Consider the following 16,637-nt stretch of genomic DNA (forward strand, 5'->3'; position numbering starts at 1 on the left):
AAGGGCTTTTGTACCCCTCTGGATTTACGATAATAGAAGTCACTAGGTTAAAGTGAGCTTCCACCGGTTTAACGCTTGATTTATCGTTATTTCAAAATTCGAATTGTTAAAGAGCAAGTTTAGTGCAAAGCACTAAGTCAGAGACTAAAAACCAGAAACACATTAAGAACGTTATGATCTTAATTTGCTTTCTTTTTTGTTAGTGTCTTGCTTAGGACTCTAGCTAAATCTTTTCACACAGAATAAAGTAAGTAATGGTGGAGCTATGCGGGATCGAACCGCAGACCTCCTGCGTGCAAAGCAGGCGCTCTCCCAGCTGAGCTATAGCCCCATGTATTTACTTGACCGTATTTGGCATTCAAGAACACAACGTAGACAATACATTGTGAAATTGGTGGGTCTGGGCCGATTTGAACGGCCGACCTCACCCTTATCAGGGGTGCGCTCTAACCAACTGAGCTACAGACCCAAATACTTTTCTGTGCTTCTCATAAATTAGACATCAGATAATTTGTGTGAACGCTCACCAGAGGTTTCTATCGTTTAAGGAGGTGATCCAGCCCCAGGTTCCCCTAGGGCTACCTTGTTACGACTTCACCCCAGTCATTGACCACTCCGTGGTAACCGCCATCCCCGAAGGGTTAAGCTAGCTACTTCTGGAGCAATCAACTCCCATGGTGTGACGGGCGGTGTGTACAAGGCCCGGGAACGTATTCACCGTGGCATTCTGATCCACGATTACTAGCGATTCCGACTTCATGGAGTCGAGTTGCAGACTCCAATCCGGACTACGACGTACTTTCTGGGATTCGCTCACTATCGCTAGCTCGCCGCCCTCTGTATACGCCATTGTAGCACGTGTGTAGCCCTACTCGTAAGGGCCATGATGACTTGACGTCGTCCCCACCTTCCTCCGGTTTGTCACCGGCAGTCTCCTTAAAGTTCCCACCCGAAGTGCTGGCAAATAAGGATAAGGGTTGCGCTCGTTACGGGACTTAACCCAACATTTCACAACACGAGCTGACGACAGCCATGCAGCACCTGTCTCACAGTTCCCGAAGGCACACCAAAATCTCTTTCGGCTTCTGTGGATGTCAAGAGTAGGTAAGGTTCTTCGCGTTGCGTCGAATTAAACCACATGCTCCACCGCTTGTGCGGGCCCCCGTCAATTCATTTGAGTTTTAACCTTGCGGCCGTACTCCCCAGGCGGTCTACTTATTGCGTTAGCTGCGCCACTAAGTCATTACAACCCAACGGCTAGTAGACATCGTTTACGGCGTGGACTACCAGGGTATCTAATCCTGTTTGCTCCCCACGCTTTCGCACCTCAGTGTCAGTATTAGTCCAGGGTGTCGCCTTCGCCACTGATGTTCCTTCCTATATCTACGCATTTCACCGCTACACAGGAAATTCCACACCCCTCTACCATACTCTAGCTAGCCAGTATCCGGTGCCATTCCAAGGTTGAGCCCTGGGATTTCACATCAGACTTAACAAACCACCTACGCGCGCTTTACGCCCAGTAATTCCGATTAACGCTTGCACCCTCTGTATTACCGCGGCTGCTGGCACAGAGTTAGCCGGTGCTTCTTCTGGGGCTAACGTCAAGATAAGTCGATATTAGCGACTCACCCTTCCTCACCCCTGAAAGTGCTTTACAACCCTAAGGCCTTCTTCACACACGCGGCATGGCTGGATCAGGCTTGCGCCCATTGTCCAATATTCCCCACTGCTGCCTCCCGTAGGAGTCTGGGCCGTGTCTCAGTCCCAGTGTGACTGGTCATCCTCTCAGACCAGTTAGAGATCGTCGCCTTGGTAGGCCTTTACCCTACCAACTAGCTAATCTCACGCAGGCTCATCTAATAGCGGAAGGTCACAAGTGATCCCCTCCTTTCCCCCTCAGGGCGTATGCGGTATTAGCATGCGTTTCCACATGTTGTCCCCCTCTACTAGGCAGATTCCTACGCGTTACTCACCCGTCCGCCGCTCGTCAGCAGGAGCAAGCTCCCCTGTTACCGCTCGACTTGCATGTGTTAAGCCTGCCGCCAGCGTTCAATCTGAGCCATGATCAAACTCTTCAGTTAAAAGTTTGCTCACTCAAATCTTTACACTAACAATTTAACTTAATCAGTCCATCATCCTAAGACAACAAACCAACATAAAGCGATTGCTTGTAGACTCTCGTAAGACTTCAATTTTTTTGATCGCTCACAACCACTTAGTAAACTAAGCAACCATGTCAATCTTCTGAAGCCTCCAGCGAGCGCCCACACAAATTATCTGATTATCTATTTTAAAGAGCGGTGCCAAACAAGCTGCTTGGCTGAGGTCGTGTATAATATAGAAAGTTATCGATTACGCAACTATTATTTCAAAAAAAATCACCGCGAAATTCTTGCAGTGATTTTGATTGAGGGATGACAACTATTTTATTTCGAGTGTTTGCGCTTCAATTTTAGCTTTCCATTCCGCTGGGCCAGTAATATGAACAGATGTGCCCGACGAATCAACAGCCACTGTAACCGGCATATCAACAACATCAAACTCGTAAATAGCCTCCATTCCCAACTCAGGAAACGCAATAACATCGGCTTTTTTGATCGCTTTTGATACGAGGTAAGCCGCACCACCCACCGCCATAAGATAAACAGCACCAAACTCTTTAATTGCTTCAATGGCAACAGGCCCGCGCTCTGATTTACCGATCATTCCAAGCAACCCTGTTTTATCAAGAATAGTACGGGTAAATTTATCCATCCGCGTCGCCGTTGTTGGCCCTGCAGGACCTACAGCTTCATCACGAACGGGATCAACAGGTCCAACGTAGTAGATAAAGCGGCCTTTTAAATCAACTGGGAGCTCCTCACCGCTTGCAATCATTTCGATCATTTTTTTATGAGCCGCATCCCGACCCGTTAACATTTTACCATTGAGTAAAACGGTTTCACCTGGCAGCCAATCTTTCACTTGATCTGGTGTGATCGTATTAAGGTCAACACGACGAACACTCTCACCAACTTCCCAAGTAATTTTTGGCCAATCATCCAATGATGGCGGTACAAGATCAGCCGGACCAGAGCCATCAAGCACAAAATGCGCATGACGAGTTGCCGCACAGTTTGGAATCATAGCAACAGGTAAAGAAGCCGCATGCGTCGGGTAATCCATTATTTTAACGTCTAACACGGTTGTTAAGCCGCCAAGACCTTGCGCACCGATACCCAAATCATTTACCGCATTGAAAATCTCAAGGCGAAGCTCTTCAATGCGTGTTTGTGGTCCTCGCACCTTTAACTCATGGATATCAATCGGCTCCATCAGAGACTCTTTCGCCATCACCATGGCTTTCTCAGCCGTTCCACCAATACCAATACCAAGCATGCCAGGAGGACACCAACCCGCCCCCATAGTCGGTACCGTTTTTTTCACCCATTCAACAATATCATCAGACGGGTTTAACATAGCCAATTTAGACTTGTTTTCAGAACCACCGCCTTTCGCCGCAACATGTACTTCTAAGGTATCACCTGGAACAACTTCCATGTGAATGACCGCCGGAGTATTGTCTTTGGTGTTTTTGCGAGCACCAGCAGGATCCGCAAGAATAGAAGCACGCAACACATTATCTGGATTCAAATAAGCGCGACGAACACCTTCGTTCACCATATCCTCGACACTTTTAGTTCCTTCCCATTGGACATTCATTCCGATTTTAAGAAAAACCGTTACGATACCCGTATCTTGACAAATAGGACGCTTACCTTCAGCACACATACGAGAGTTAATAAGAATTTGCGCCATGGAATCTTTAGCAGCCTTACTCTCCTCTCTTTCGTAAGCTTCATGTACTGCTTTAACAAAATCGAGTGGGTGATAATAGGAAATAAACTGCAATGCGTCGGCAACGCTATCGATCAGATCATCTTCTTTGATAATGCTCATGCTTCTCTCCTGCTGAGGATTACAATTAATTCGAAAACGAAATGGTAAAAGATGATGGCACGCAAAGAAAGCGTTAAGGTGGGTTTTAAAAAAATATACCCCTCATTATCCAGATAAATGAGGGGTATGCTGTATGTTTACATTGAAAAAAGACTAACGGTTCACTTTTTGCTCTCTTTCACTGCCGGCTGTTTGAACGGACTGCTGGATGTATTCCTCAAGGATACTAGCTGTAAATTTCTCACGAGCAGGCAATGACGCAATTCGCTCAGCTTCCCAGTTGATCAGACGGATAAATACAGAATATTTTTTGATAAATCTGTATCCAATATCTCTGACGCCAATACCATTTTTGTCCATCAGATAGATCGCTTGATCAAGGCTTTTTTGCGTTTCAAACTGCCCACCCTCACTCGCAGCCACTAGCAGACGCTGAACGTGCTGTATAGGTGTCTCTGAAGAACGTGTATTATGCTTTGAAAAATTCGATGTAAGAAACTTATCAAGCATTTCTTCTGTAAATATTTCACGTTGCTGCACATCTTCAATCAAGGCCGACTCACGCTCAAGCAACCGAATAAACAAGCTCTTATTTTTAATATCTGAGAATTCAAGGTCTTTGAGCGAGAGACCATTTCCTTGCATTATATTAATAACTTCGTCATAGGAAAATAGAGCATCTTCACCAACTGAAACAGCCAATGCCAGATGACGTCGTAATTCATGCATTATTTTGGCTGCACTGTAATCCTCTTTTCGCTTCAAGTGTTGCCGATATGACTCTTTATTTTCCAATAATAAACGGCTGATTTCATCGTAACCTTGAACCGCTTCTTGCTCGTCTCTTAGCCGCACCATACGAATTTTAGCGCAGCTGTTTTCCCATATTTCATGTGACTTCGCTCTTGCCTGAAATGCACGCTCTATGGCCTCCTCAAAACTTTGCTCTATTCGAGCACGTTCTGCACGCTCCTGCACTTCTTCCTGTTCCTGATGATGCCGCTTTTGCTTTTTAGATTGCAAGTTTTCTTGGGCCAACAGAAGCTGCTTATCCAAGCATTCTATTTGTTCATGCACTTTTGCTTCGTCAAAACCGGCTAATGAAGCCTCGATTTTAGCCCAGTAGCCATTTTCAGCAAAAGGCACACAAGGGTCACTTGCCGCATAGTGCGTTTTTAACGCCTCTGCAAAACCTTGATGATGAGGGCGAAACGCCTTAGCGGCATTTATTACGTTGTCATTAGACGTATAGGCAGTCTGTATTTCTTCTTTGTTATCGGATAAAGGCGAATCGGTATGAAGAACATCTGGCTCATTATCAGCATCACATCGAGCGTCTTGAGCCTGTGTAGACGACAACGCATCAGCAGGATCCGTTGTAGCATCAGACGCTTCAAAAGCGCTTGCGTCCATATCATCGAGGATCGTTTTGGCTGATTCATAAGCACGACTAGGATCTTGACTTTTTTCACTAAAACGGCGCTGATAAACTGAATCACCTACGGTAGGCTTAGCAGTTTCTTCTTTAACGTATTTCGGCACACCACTCCAACTTACTCGGTAAAGCATAGATCGATCACACAATTGTAGAATGGGAAGTTCTTTTTGAGCCACTTGGTATTGCCTAATAAGTGACTCAGCATGACGCAAGGCCACAACAGATTCACTTGAATTAGTCGAGGTTGCTAAGTTTAATAACTTAACAATTTTCTGAATGGCCTTTTTCCTTTTCGTTATGCTCATAAACCTGCTTTCCAAGTGGGTTGTTATTCACTTAATAAAGAATGCGGCCGGAAGACTCATCAAAAACATCGCTCAGCCCCATCGCTCGGTAACGTCAAAACGTCACTCAATCGTAATTGAATCTTTTGCAATATCTTAGCCAAGTTTTCATCGGTGTAAGGAATGGCGTCAAGTCTCCCCCAAACAGGGGCCGGCCAGCACGCATCCGACGCATAACGCACAATGTGATGGACATGCAATTGCGGCACGTGATTGCCAATAGCGGCAATATTTAGTTTAGTGGCCGAGAAAGCATCATTAAGCACTTCCGCTAATAGACAACTTTCTGAGAGAAGCTTTAAGCGATCTTCATTAGATAGTTGATAAATTTCAGTCACATTATTTCTTTGAGGTACTAAAACAAACCAAGGAAATTGAGCATCGTTTATTAACCTAAGCTGGCATAACGAGAAGTACCCGACTAGAACAGAATCACGACTTAACACAGGATTTAACACAAACATCATTCTCTCCCTATTTACAAAAAAGGCTTTCATAAGCACTATAGCATCTTCTTTTTTAATTTTAGAGACTTGGAGTCAGCATGACTGATATGCACTGTGCTATTGATGCACAAGCCAAATTAGCCGAATGCCCTCGCTGGGATGATCGCACTCAAACGCTCTACTTTGTCGATATTGATTCCTTTATTTTATACGCCTTCGACGCACAATCAAAAGCATTGCAAAAACGTGAGTTTGATGAAGAAATTGGCTGCTTCTCACTAGATGAAAATGGTGGGTTTATCGCTGCATTTCGCACTGGTGTTTACACATTTGATCACTTCCATGGCGATCTTGTCCCATATTGGCTTGCCACATACGACCAAAAAACCACACGATTTAATGATGGCCGTTGCGATGCTAAAGGTCGATTCCTAGCAGGCACTATGTACTCACCCAAAGACGCTTTTAACGGTGCATTACACCAGTTCAGTAACGGCAAAGAGTCATTAATAGATCAGTCAGCGTGGACCTCTAACGGGCTAGCCTTTTCGCCTGACAATACCATCATGTACTATTCAGATACGCCAAATCATGTGGTCTATCAGTTTGATTATGATATCAGTACCGGCAACGCAAGTAATAAACGCATATTTATTGAGTTTCCTCGTGGTAATGGTCGCCCTGATGGTGCCGCCGTTGATACGCAAGGTAACTATTGGACAGCGCTTTATCAAGGGCAACGTGTGGTCAAGATCAGTCCAAACGGAGTGATTTTAGAGGAATTTCCTGTTCCTGCTACCTACCCCACAATGGTCGCATTTGGCGGACCTACAATGTCGACTCTTTTTGTGAGCACCTGTCGTGCTGCACAAACTGAAGATGAATTGAAGACATTCCCTCACGCGGGCGGTATATTTTCAATCGAAACGGACGTAAAAGGTCAAGTTGAGCCTCGCTTTGCTGGCTAACCATGTCATGACAACGTCACGTTAACCATAAAATACGCTTTTTCTTTTTAACTTATAACCACAGACACTACTATGCGCGCAAGTAATTATTTATTCTCGACTCTTCGTGACACACCAACCGACGCCGTTGTAACAAGCCATCAACTGATGATTCGTGCTGGCATGATTCGCCAAGTATCCAAAGGCTTATACACATGGTTACCAACCGGGCTAAAGGTTTTCCGTAAAGTAGAAAGCATTGTACGAGACGAAATGGAGAAAGCAGGCTCTCTTGAGGTCATGATGCCAGGCGTTCAGCCTGCTGAACTGTGGCAAGAAACAGGGCGCTGGCAAAAATATGGACCAGAATTACTACGACTACAAGACCGCCACGGCCGTGATTACTGCCTTGGCCCAACTCATGAAGAAGTGATTACTGAATTAGCACGCAACGAGCTTACCAGCTACAAGCAATTGCCAATGAACTTCTTTCAAATACAAACCAAATTTCGTGATGAAGTACGCCCACGCTTTGGTGTAATGCGTTCACGTGAATTCTGCATGAAAGACGCTTACTCCTTTCATGTTGGCGCAGAGTCATTACAAGAAACCTACGACGTTATGCATCAAGCTTATTGCAATGTATTCGATCGTATTGGCTTAGATTACCGCCCGGTACGCGCTGATACTGGCAGTATCGGGGGCGCTTATTCCCATGAATTTCATGTTTTAGCCGATTCCGGTGAAGACGATATTGCCTTTAGCGATTCTTCAGATTTTGCAGCCAATATTGAGCTAGCCGAAGCCGTTTGCTTGAAAGAAGCCGCTGACACGCCAACACAAGAACTTAGCGAGATACTAACGCCTGACTGCAAAACCATCACTAAAGTGGCAGAATTTCTGTCATTAGACGTAACCAGTACCGTGAAAACCATGTTGATCAAAGCATTAGACGCACAAGGAGAGCCTACCATCGCAGCATTGGTTCTTCGTGGCGATCACAATATCAACGAAATTAAGGTTGAGAAGTTAGCGGGTGTCATCGTTCCGTTTGAGTTTGCTGAAGAAGCGGACATCGTTGCGAAAATTGGCTGTGCGCCAGGTTCAATTGGTCCGAAAGGACTCGAAGAAAAAGGCATTCGCGTGATTGCTGACCGTTCAGCGGCCGTAATGTCAGATTTCTGCGCTGGTGCCAATAAAGACGATTACCACTATGTTGGCCTTAACTGGGCACGCGATTGCGGTGCATTTGAAATAGCCGATATCCGCAATGTAGTAGAAGGTGACCCTTCACCAGATGGCCAAGGTACAATAGTCATCAAACGTGGCATTGAGGTGGGACATATTTTCCAGCTTGGCCAACAGTATGCCGAAGCTCTAAAAGCAACTGTTCTCGATGAAAACGGCAAAGCACAAATCATGCATATGGGCTGTTATGGCATTGGCGTTTCTCGCATAGTCGCCGCCGCTATCGAACAAAATTTTGATGACAAGGGCATACTCTGGCCAGAAAGCATCGCACCGTTTGATATCGCTATTGTGGCAATGAATTACGACAAATCTGAAGCTGTTCGAACTGAATGCGATCGCCTTTACGCTGCATTGAAAGCCAAGGGCTTAGATGTCCTGCTCGATGATAGAAAAGAACGTCCTGGCGTAAAATTTGCTGATTGTGAACTGCTTGGTATTCCACACCGCTTAGTCGTTGGCGACAAAGGGCTTGAAAAGGGCACGTTAGAATACCGATACCGCAAAGCCAGTGAAAATGAAGACATCACTATGGCCGAGGCTATCGATTTTATCGTAAGCAAAAAGTAACACCTTTAAGCCTGATGCGGCCAATCAGTTGCATCAGGCTTTTATGTTCACGTTATAAAAAGGCACCAACATGACCACTATTTATCACAATCCTCGTTGTTCAAAATCCCGCCAAACGTTACAGCTTCTTCAAGACAATAACATTCAACCTGAGATTCGTTTGTATTTACAAGACGCTCCTAGCATAGAAGAAATACAAACTTTATTAAAGCAACTCGACATATCGCCACAGACACTCATGCGTACCAAAGAAAATCTTTATAAAACTCTGGGGTTAAAGAAAGACACGACAGACGAAGTACGACTTCAAGCTATGCATGACAACCCAAGCCTTATAGAGCGCCCTATTGTCATTCATCACAATAGAGCCAAAATTGGACGCCCGCCAGAAGCTGTTTTAAGCCTTTTTGAATAGGAGACAACCATGTCACCGGCGCCTTATGTATTAATTTTGTTTTACAGCCGTCATGGATCGGTTGCAAACATGGCCAAACACATTGCACGAGGGGCCAATACCGTCAACGGCATTGATGTAAAAATTCGACAAGTTCCCGACGTTGCAGACACCACAACACTCACCTCACCTGCACTGCCTGATGCTGGCGCGCCCTATTGCACTTTAGAAGAATTAGCGGAATGTTCGGGACTTGCACTGGGCTCACCGTCGTATTTTGGTAGCATGGCGGCACCACTGAAACACTTTATTGATCAAACGTCGACACTCTGGCTCACCGGTCGACTCATTGATAAGCCAGCCTGTGGCTTTACTAGCGCCAGCACCATGCATGGCGGGCAAGAACAATGCTTGCACAGTATGATGACCCCTCTTTTGCATCACGGCATGGTCTGGATGGGATTGCCCTACAAAAACAAAGCTCTCATCAGCACACTATCTGGTGGAACACCTTACGGAGCCAGTCATTTAGCAAATAGCACCAACGATACAGGGTTAACTGACGAGGAAAAAACACTTTGCGAAGCGCAAGGTGCACGTCTAGCTCAAATGGCGATCAAACTGCAAAAATGATACAACCTGTTTATTGACCTTTGAATAAAAGCCTAAAAAGCCGCCCTATGATTTACAGAGGCGGCTTTACTCGTTAGTCATTATTACATTGAAAACAAGAGTTAATGCCGAGGTAATTCAATGTCTTTGAACAGCAATTCAACGTCTTGACGGTTACCCGCTACCATCGCGGCCATCACCACCTCTTTGGTCAAGTGAGGCGCAAAAGACTCGATAAATTTATACATATAACCACGAATAAACGTGTTACTTCGAATGCCAATTTTCGTACAGCTGTCCGCAAAAAGGTGCGATGCGTCTAACGCGACCAAATCGTCATCTTGCTTGCTGTCATGGGCCATCGACGCCACAATACCGACACCAAGACCGAGGCGAACATAGGTTTTAATGACATCCGAATCTGCGGCTGTAAATACAACATTCGGAGTCAATTCAGCGTCTTGAAACGCTTGATCTAGCTGAGAGCGACCCGTAAAGCCAAACACATAGGTGACAATCGGAAACTCAGCCAAGGCTTGCAACGTCAGCTTCTTTACTTTTGCCAAAGGGTGATCTTTTGGAACAACGACAGAGCGGTTCCATATATAGCAAGGCAGCATAACCAAGTTACCGAATAACTCTAAGGCCTCCGTGGCAATGGCAAAATCAACGACGCCATCATTCGCCATCTCCGCTATTTGCATCGGTGTTCCTTGGTGCATGTGTAACGTTACTTCAGGGTAACCTTCAATAAACTGATTGATAACATTGGGCAACGCATAGCGAGCTTGAGTATGCGTTGTCGCGATGTCTAATGATCCCTTACGCTCGTCGCTAAACTCCTTTGCCACTCGCTTGATATTTTGCGTCTGACTTAATACTTCACCCGCCAAAGCAATGATTTTTTCGCCCGCTGGGGTTACATGAGTTAAATGCTTACCACTGCGCGCAAATACCTCTACACCCAACTCATCTTCCAAAAGACGAATTTGCTTACTCACACCAGGCTGCGACGTATACAAGCTTTGCGCCGTCGCCGAAACATTCAGATCATGACGCGCCACTTCCCAGATATACCTAAGCTGTTGTAACTTCATCGTTGGCCTTATTCGAAAAAGAGTTAAAAACATAAGAAAATATTACTTTATAGAATAGTAAAAAACCTCTAGTGTTGCCAGCTTAAATAACTGCATTATGGCTTTCTATGGATTTTCTTTGGTACATTTTCGCTGGCGCGGCCGTTGGCTTAGCGGTTGGCATTACTGGCGTAGGTGGCGGCTCATTAATGACCCCTCTTTTACTGATATTTGGTTTTCCACCTCATATCGCCATCGGCACAGACCTCATGTACGCCGGCATTGCCAAAAGTACAGGCGTTATAATGCATGCCAAACGTGGTAACGTGAATTGGAATATTGTATTCGCTATGGCCGCTGGAAGTATACCGGCCTCTTTTTTAACAGTGTGGGCGTTATCGCAATTCGAAAAACCCGACCACTATCAAGAGACATTAACCGTAACACTGGGTTTAATGCTGGTCTTAACCGCGATGGTTATTTTGTTCAGAGATACCATTACCAAAAGCGTAAACATCTCACTACCGGAAAGCAAAAGTACAAAGGTGATCTTTGTCTGTGGTTTCGTTTTAGGAGTATTGGTGACACTCACTTCGGTTGGCGCTGGAGCATTAGGCACCGCTATCCTGATGATATTGTTTCCTGTCATGAAAGCAAAAAACATAGTGGGTACCGACTTAGCGCACGCCGTCCCACTGACTTTAGTGGCTGGTAGTGGGCACCTGCTGCTGGGCAACGTAGATTACTCATTGCTAACCGCCCTATTAATGGGTTCGATTCCAACCATTTATCTTGGCACACGTATTGCGAATTTTGTCCCAAATCGTATATTGCAGCCCGTGCTTGCTACGGCTCTTATGACATTTGGTATGAAGTATCTTTTCTTTTAAAATGACAAAAAATGCCCATATACCGGTTCATTCAGGAAGAAAAACACGATATTGTAAGGCGCTATAATTAAAAGTAAAAAAGTAGGAAACCCCGCAATGAGTAACAAACGCCTTGAAGACCTTAATATTGCCTCTTTTACCTCTTTGGTAACACCGAGCCAATTAAAAAAAGAGTTACCTGTCAGTGAACAAGTTAGCCGTCATGTAGCTGAATCACGTGAAGTTATTAAAAACATTATGGAAGGCAAAGACCATCGCCTCGCTATTGTGATTGGGCCTTGCTCTATCCACGATACAAAAGCCGCTCTCGATTACGCCAAGCGCCTGAAAACACTGGCTGAAAAAGTAGACGATACTTTGTATATTATTATGCGTGCTTACTTTGAGAAGCCCCGTACCACTGTCGGGTGGAAAGGCTTAATAAACGACCCCAATCTTGATGGTACATTCGACATTAATAAAGGCATTCGTGTAGGCCGAAAGTTACTCATTGATTTAGCCGAACTTAGCCTGCCGCTCGCGACTGAAGCACTGGATCCTATTTCACCTCAGTATATTCAAGACCTCATCAGCTGGTCGGCTATTGGTGCACGTACTACCGAATCACAAACACACCGTGAAATGGCGTCAGGTTTGTCAGGTCCTGTTGGTTTTAAAAATGGTACAGATGGCGGCTTAACCGTAGCCGTTAATGCGATGCAATCTGTCTCACACCCTCACTCATTTCTGGGTATTAATGAAAACGGTGAAGTGAGTATTGTTAATACCAAAGGTAACGGCTACGGTCACCTTGTTCTTCGTGGTGGTAATGGTTTACCCAATTATGATGCGGCCAATATAGCACTCAGTGAAACGGCATTAACTGCGGCTAACTTACAGCACAACATCATGGTTGACTGTTCGCATGAGAATTCGAATAAAAAGCCTGAACGTCAAGTCGTTGTTGCACAAGATACAACACAGCAAATCCTCGATGGTAATCAGTCGATTATGGGCTTAATGATCGAAAGTAATATTGGCTGGGGAAATCAAAAAATGCCCGCTAATCTAAGTGACCTTGAATACGGTGTTTCCATTACCGATGCTTGTATCGATTGGGAGACGACCGAAAAATCCTTGCTAGAAATGGCCGACGCGCTGCGAAATGTCCTTCCTACTCGCCAGCGTAATTAAACAAATTCGAAAAAACATCACTATGTTGTAAACTAAAAAACCACCTTAGGAAAACCTAAGGTGGTTTTTTTATCACAATAAAAAGTGGTCTACTATGTAAGCAGATTATTTCAGTTAAGCTGTGCCAGCGCATTATTAACATCAGCAATAATGTCTTCTATATCTTCTAGGCCGACTGACACACGAATCAAACCTTCCGTGATACCTGCTTTACGCTTCTCTTCGTCGGTTAAGCGGCCGTGCGTCGTGGTCGCAGGGTGCGTCACCAGCGTTTTGGTATCGCCCAAATTGCCCGTTATAGACATTAACTTGGCGCCATTAATCACAGCCCATGCGGCTTGACGGCCACCCTCTACTTCAAAGGACAATAAGCCCCCAAAATCTTTTTGCTGTTGTTTAGCGAGCTCATGATACTTATGACTGGCTAGGCCGCCATAGTTGACTTTTTTCACTTTAGAGTGCGTCTCTAAAAACTCAGCTAACTTCATTGCATTAGCCGAATGCGCTGTCATACGTAGCGACAAGGTTTCTAGACCGTTTAACAGCACCCATGCATTAAATGGACTCATACAAGGCCCGGCACTACGCATAAAAGCAGTAAACACATCAACAAGCGCTTGGCTGGCGATCAAAGCACCACCTAAACATCGACCTTGTCCATCAATAAACTTAGTCGCTGATTGCATGACAATGTCCGCTCCCTGCGTCAATGGGTTTTGCAGAGCGGGCGTAGCCAATACAGTATCCACACATAAAAGCGCACCTTTGGCATGCGCTAACTCAGCAACGCGTACGACATCTACGACCTCATAAAGTGGGTTAGAGGGCGTTTCAAAATAACAAAATCGAGTATTCTCGTTGATCGCCTCGTCCCAAGCCACATAATCTGTCGCGTCCACATAAAGCACTTCTACGCCAAACTTCACGGTATAGGCGTTGAAAAACTTCACGGTAGAACCAAAAATATTACGCGAACAAACAACACGATCACCTGCGCTTAACAAACTGTAAGCCAATGTCATCAGTGCCGCCATTCCAGAACTGGTTGCTATCGCTGCTTCCCCTTTTTCCAGCGCGGCCAAACGCTTTTCAAACAACTCAACCGTTGGGTTGGTAAAGCGAGAGTAGACGTTCCCTTCTTCCTCACCCGAAAACTTACCCGCGGCTTCCTCAGCACTACGGTAAGCAAAGCTTGAAGTCATAAATATGGCTTCGCTGTTTTCTTGCTCTTGCGTTTGACGAATACCCGCACGAATCGCATTCGTTGCGTCTTTATAATCGGCCATTACTTCGCTCCAAGTCATTGCGGATAAAATTACATTTAAGGTTTATGAAATTTAAGGTTGATGAAATTTCAGTGAACATTATATTTAAAACAACTAAGCCAGGCGTGACCTGGCTTAGTGTAATCTGTCACAAAGTACCGTCATAATTACATAGGATGCATCATGTCATTACTTTGCATGTCTTCAACCGCCAGTTTATTCATATCATTTCGGCTTCCCTCGATACTGGCAAGATAGGCTTCATCAATGTTGCCGGTGATGTAGGTTGCATCAAACACCGACGTATCAAACTCACGTACATCAGAATGTTTTTCATCGATGCAGGCTTCAATAAGATCTTGAAGATCTTGAAAAATCAATTTATCAGCCCCGATGATTTGACAAATCTCATCCACATTTCGATTATGAGCAATCAATTCAACAGCAGCAGGCATATCAATGCCATACACATTGGGGTAACGAACTTCTGGCGCAGCGGAGGCGATATACACTTTTTTTGCTCCAGCCTCACGAGCCATTTCAATAATTTCTTTACTGGTTGTGCCACGTACAATCGAATCGTCTACCAGCAAAACAGTTTTATCTTTAAACTCAAAAGGTACTGGGTTCAATTTTTGACGAACCGATTTACGACGAATTTCTTGACCCGGCATGATAAAAGTACGACCAATATAGCGGTTCTTGACCAAGCCCTCGCGAAAAGGAATATTCAGCGCCTGAGCAATCTGCAACGCCGCGGTACGACTTGTATCTGGAATAGGAATAACCACATCGATATCGTGATCTAACCACTCGCGTTGGATCTTTGCCGCGAGACGATCACCCATGTTAATTCGCGCTTTGTAGACTGAAATATTGTCAATCACCGTATCAGGTCGAGCAAAATACACGTATTCAAACAAGCAAGGTCGTGCTACTTTTTTCGGCGTACATTGGCGAACGTGCACTTTATGATTAAGGTCAAAAAAGATCGCTTCTCCAGGCTGAATATCACGCTCAACCTTAAAACCTGCCGCATCAAGCGCCACACTTTCAGAGGCCACCATGTATTCTACACCTGTGTCAGTCTGTCTTGAACCATAGATCAAGGGTCGAATACCGTCCGGGTCACGAAACGCTAAGATACCATAACCAGTGATCAAGGTAACAACAGCATACCCACCTTCAATACGCTTGTAGACACGCTCTAAGGCATTGAATATATCTTCTGGAGTAGGCACTAACTTGCCTTCTTCATGCAGTTCATGAGCCAGTACGTTCACCAACACTTCAGAGTCGGAAGTGGTGTTAATATGACGTAAGTCCGCTTCAAACACTTCTTGCTTTAACTTTGCTGTATTCGTTAAATTACCATTGTGAGCAAGTGAAATACCATAAGGAGAGTTAACATAAAAAGGTTGTGCTTCAGCAGAACTCGATGTCCCCGCGGTAGGGTAACGAACATGCCCTATGCCTATATTACCGTGTAGCTTTTTCATATGACGAGTGCGAAAAACCTCACTCACCGGTCCATTGTCTTTTCGCAAGCACAATCGTCCATTATGGCTAGTCACCATGCCCGCTGCATCTTGCCCACGGTGCTGAAGAAGGGTTAACGCATCAAATATTGCTTGATTAACCACCGACGTGCCTACGACACCAACGATACCACACATGTTCTAGATCCTCGTGTTGGGGAATTGCGAACTCGTCGCAAAGTTTTTTATCTGTTCAGCTGCTTTGTAAACAGCTAATTACCAAGGACACGGTCTATGAGAGTTGAATCAATAAGATCCGAACTCTTGCCTAACACATCACGTGTCCAATTGTTCAATTGGCCCAGTTGCGGAATCAATTGAGACGTCTTCCAAAATTCTGTTTTCTCGATGGCTGGACTTAAGCTTAACAAAGAGACAAAAGCCACCACAACCAAGCTACCACGAGCAAAACCAAACAACATACCTAGCACTCTATCTGTGCTGGATAATCCTGTGACCTGAATCAAAGAGCCTAATAAATAACTCACCAGCGCCCCGACCACCAAAGTCGCAATAAAAAGAGAAACAAACGACACAATGTAACGTATTTGGTCGCTTTGAACCTGATCAAGTAACAGCGCCTGCATCTGGTCAGAAAACTTGACCGACACCACAAAAGCGACTACCCAAGTTAAAAGCGACAGAACTTCTTTGACAAAACCTCTTTTGAGACTCAACAAAGTAGAAAGAACCACTACTGCAATAATCAACCAATCAACCGTCGACATTGAACCTGCCTGCCCCATGTATACCT

The 16,637-nt window shown here is 44.9% G+C and carries 13 protein-coding genes, 2 tRNA genes and 1 rRNA gene; 6 read left to right on the forward strand and 10 right to left on the reverse strand.

Going from position 1 to position 16,637, the window contains the following annotated elements:
* Positions 1 to 255: 255 nt before the first annotated feature.
* The 6 genes from FXV75_RS08310 to FXV75_RS08335 form a co-directional block, all read right to left on the reverse strand.
* A tRNA-Ala gene (locus tag FXV75_RS08310) sits at positions 256 to 331 on the reverse strand.
* A gap of 61 nt (positions 332 to 392) precedes the next feature.
* A tRNA-Ile gene (locus FXV75_RS08315) sits at positions 393 to 469 on the reverse strand.
* 75 nt (positions 470 to 544) lie between these two features.
* Positions 545 to 2,084, reverse strand: a 16S ribosomal RNA gene (locus FXV75_RS08320).
* 340 nt (positions 2,085 to 2,424) lie between these two features.
* Positions 2,425 to 3,942, reverse strand: coding sequence for a fumarate hydratase (locus FXV75_RS08325; RefSeq protein ID WP_148832431.1), 1,518 nt, complete (start codon positions 3,940 to 3,942; stop codon positions 2,425 to 2,427).
* Positions 3,943 to 4,095: 153 nt separating this feature from the next.
* Positions 4,096 to 5,685, reverse strand: coding sequence for a DUF2786 domain-containing protein (locus tag FXV75_RS08330; protein WP_148832433.1), 1,590 nt, complete (start codon positions 5,683 to 5,685; stop codon positions 4,096 to 4,098).
* A gap of 59 nt (positions 5,686 to 5,744) precedes the next feature.
* On the reverse strand, positions 5,745 to 6,188 hold the full coding sequence (locus FXV75_RS08335) for an HIT domain-containing protein (RefSeq protein ID WP_148835298.1): 444 nt from the start codon (positions 6,186 to 6,188) through the stop codon (positions 5,745 to 5,747).
* 80 nt (positions 6,189 to 6,268) lie between these two features.
* Here FXV75_RS08335 and FXV75_RS08340 point away from each other — a divergent pair, with 80 nt between their 5' ends.
* The 4 genes from FXV75_RS08340 to wrbA all read left to right on the forward strand — a co-directional run bounded on the left by FXV75_RS08340 (position 6,269) and on the right by wrbA (position 9,962).
* On the forward strand, positions 6,269 to 7,138 hold the full coding sequence (locus FXV75_RS08340; protein ID WP_148832435.1) for an SMP-30/gluconolactonase/LRE family protein: 870 nt from the start codon (positions 6,269 to 6,271) through the stop codon (positions 7,136 to 7,138).
* A 72-nt stretch (positions 7,139 to 7,210) separates the two neighbouring features.
* Positions 7,211 to 8,935, forward strand: a complete 1,725-nt coding sequence (locus tag FXV75_RS08345) for a proline--tRNA ligase (RefSeq protein WP_148832437.1) — start codon at positions 7,211 to 7,213, stop codon at positions 8,933 to 8,935.
* Positions 8,936 to 9,005: 70 nt separating this feature from the next.
* On the forward strand, positions 9,006 to 9,350 hold the full coding sequence (gene arsC / locus FXV75_RS08350; protein WP_148832439.1) for an arsenate reductase (glutaredoxin): 345 nt from the start codon (positions 9,006 to 9,008) through the stop codon (positions 9,348 to 9,350).
* Positions 9,351 to 9,359: 9 nt separating this feature from the next.
* On the forward strand, positions 9,360 to 9,962 hold the full coding sequence (gene wrbA, locus FXV75_RS08355; protein ID WP_148832441.1) for an NAD(P)H:quinone oxidoreductase: 603 nt from the start codon (positions 9,360 to 9,362) through the stop codon (positions 9,960 to 9,962).
* Between the two features lie 101 nt (positions 9,963 to 10,063).
* Here the strand turns inward: wrbA and cysB are convergent, their stop codons facing one another.
* Positions 10,064 to 11,038: an HTH-type transcriptional regulator CysB gene (gene cysB, locus FXV75_RS08360; protein ID WP_148832443.1), complete on the reverse strand. Its 975-nt coding sequence runs from the start codon at positions 11,036 to 11,038 to the stop codon at positions 10,064 to 10,066.
* A gap of 107 nt (positions 11,039 to 11,145) precedes the next feature.
* Between cysB and FXV75_RS08365 the strand changes: the two genes are divergently transcribed.
* Both FXV75_RS08365 and FXV75_RS08370 read left to right on the forward strand, forming a co-directional pair.
* On the forward strand, positions 11,146 to 11,907 hold the full coding sequence (locus FXV75_RS08365) for a sulfite exporter TauE/SafE family protein (RefSeq protein ID WP_148832445.1): 762 nt from the start codon (positions 11,146 to 11,148) through the stop codon (positions 11,905 to 11,907).
* Positions 11,908 to 12,003: 96 nt separating this feature from the next.
* Positions 12,004 to 13,080: a 3-deoxy-7-phosphoheptulonate synthase gene (locus FXV75_RS08370; RefSeq protein WP_148832447.1), complete on the forward strand. Its 1,077-nt coding sequence runs from the start codon at positions 12,004 to 12,006 to the stop codon at positions 13,078 to 13,080.
* Between the two features lie 110 nt (positions 13,081 to 13,190).
* Here the strand turns inward: FXV75_RS08370 and FXV75_RS08375 are convergent, their stop codons facing one another.
* The 3 genes from FXV75_RS08375 to FXV75_RS08385 form a co-directional block, all read right to left on the reverse strand.
* On the reverse strand, positions 13,191 to 14,366 hold the full coding sequence (locus tag FXV75_RS08375) for an O-succinylhomoserine sulfhydrylase (RefSeq protein WP_222863113.1): 1,176 nt from the start codon (positions 14,364 to 14,366) through the stop codon (positions 13,191 to 13,193).
* Between the two features lie 146 nt (positions 14,367 to 14,512).
* On the reverse strand, positions 14,513 to 16,021 hold the full coding sequence (gene purF, locus FXV75_RS08380) for an amidophosphoribosyltransferase (protein ID WP_148832451.1): 1,509 nt from the start codon (positions 16,019 to 16,021) through the stop codon (positions 14,513 to 14,515).
* Positions 16,022 to 16,095: 74 nt separating this feature from the next.
* Complete coding sequence (locus tag FXV75_RS08385; RefSeq protein ID WP_262368495.1) at positions 16,096 to 16,611, reverse strand: CvpA family protein; 516 nt, start codon at positions 16,609 to 16,611, stop codon at positions 16,096 to 16,098.
* Between the last annotated feature and the right edge of the window lie 26 nt (positions 16,612 to 16,637).

The sequence above is a fragment of the Marinomonas sp. IMCC 4694 genome, from assembly GCF_008122525.1.
Taxonomy (GTDB): Bacteria; Pseudomonadota; Gammaproteobacteria; order Pseudomonadales; family Marinomonadaceae; genus Marinomonas.

Excerpts from the sequence above, each read along its gene's own strand:
- FXV75_RS08325 (WP_148832431.1), bottom strand. The coding sequence starts at position 3,942 with ATGAGCATTATCAAAGAAGATGATCTGATCGATAGCGTTGCCGACGCA.
- FXV75_RS08330 (WP_148832433.1), bottom strand. The coding sequence starts at position 5,685 with ATGAGCATAACGAAAAGGAAAAAGGCCATTCAGAAAATTGTTAAGTTA.
- FXV75_RS08335 (WP_148835298.1), bottom strand. The coding sequence starts at position 6,188 with ATGTTTGTGTTAAATCCTGTGTTAAGTCGTGATTCTGTTCTAGTCGGG.
- FXV75_RS08340 (WP_148832435.1), top strand. The coding sequence starts at position 6,269 with ATGACTGATATGCACTGTGCTATTGATGCACAAGCCAAATTAGCCGAA.
- FXV75_RS08345 (WP_148832437.1), top strand. The coding sequence starts at position 7,211 with ATGCGCGCAAGTAATTATTTATTCTCGACTCTTCGTGACACACCAACC.
- arsC (WP_148832439.1), top strand. The coding sequence starts at position 9,006 with ATGACCACTATTTATCACAATCCTCGTTGTTCAAAATCCCGCCAAACG.
- wrbA (WP_148832441.1), top strand. The coding sequence starts at position 9,360 with ATGTCACCGGCGCCTTATGTATTAATTTTGTTTTACAGCCGTCATGGA.
- cysB (WP_148832443.1), bottom strand. The coding sequence starts at position 11,038 with ATGAAGTTACAACAGCTTAGGTATATCTGGGAAGTGGCGCGTCATGAT.
- FXV75_RS08365 (WP_148832445.1), top strand. The coding sequence starts at position 11,146 with ATGGATTTTCTTTGGTACATTTTCGCTGGCGCGGCCGTTGGCTTAGCG.
- FXV75_RS08370 (WP_148832447.1), top strand. The coding sequence starts at position 12,004 with ATGAGTAACAAACGCCTTGAAGACCTTAATATTGCCTCTTTTACCTCT.
- FXV75_RS08375 (WP_222863113.1), bottom strand. The coding sequence starts at position 14,366 with ATGGCCGATTATAAAGACGCAACGAATGCGATTCGTGCGGGTATTCGT.
- purF (WP_148832451.1), bottom strand. The coding sequence starts at position 16,021 with ATGTGTGGTATCGTTGGTGTCGTAGGCACGTCGGTGGTTAATCAAGCA.
- FXV75_RS08385 (WP_262368495.1), bottom strand. The coding sequence starts at position 16,611 with ATGTCGACGGTTGATTGGTTGATTATTGCAGTAGTGGTTCTTTCTACT.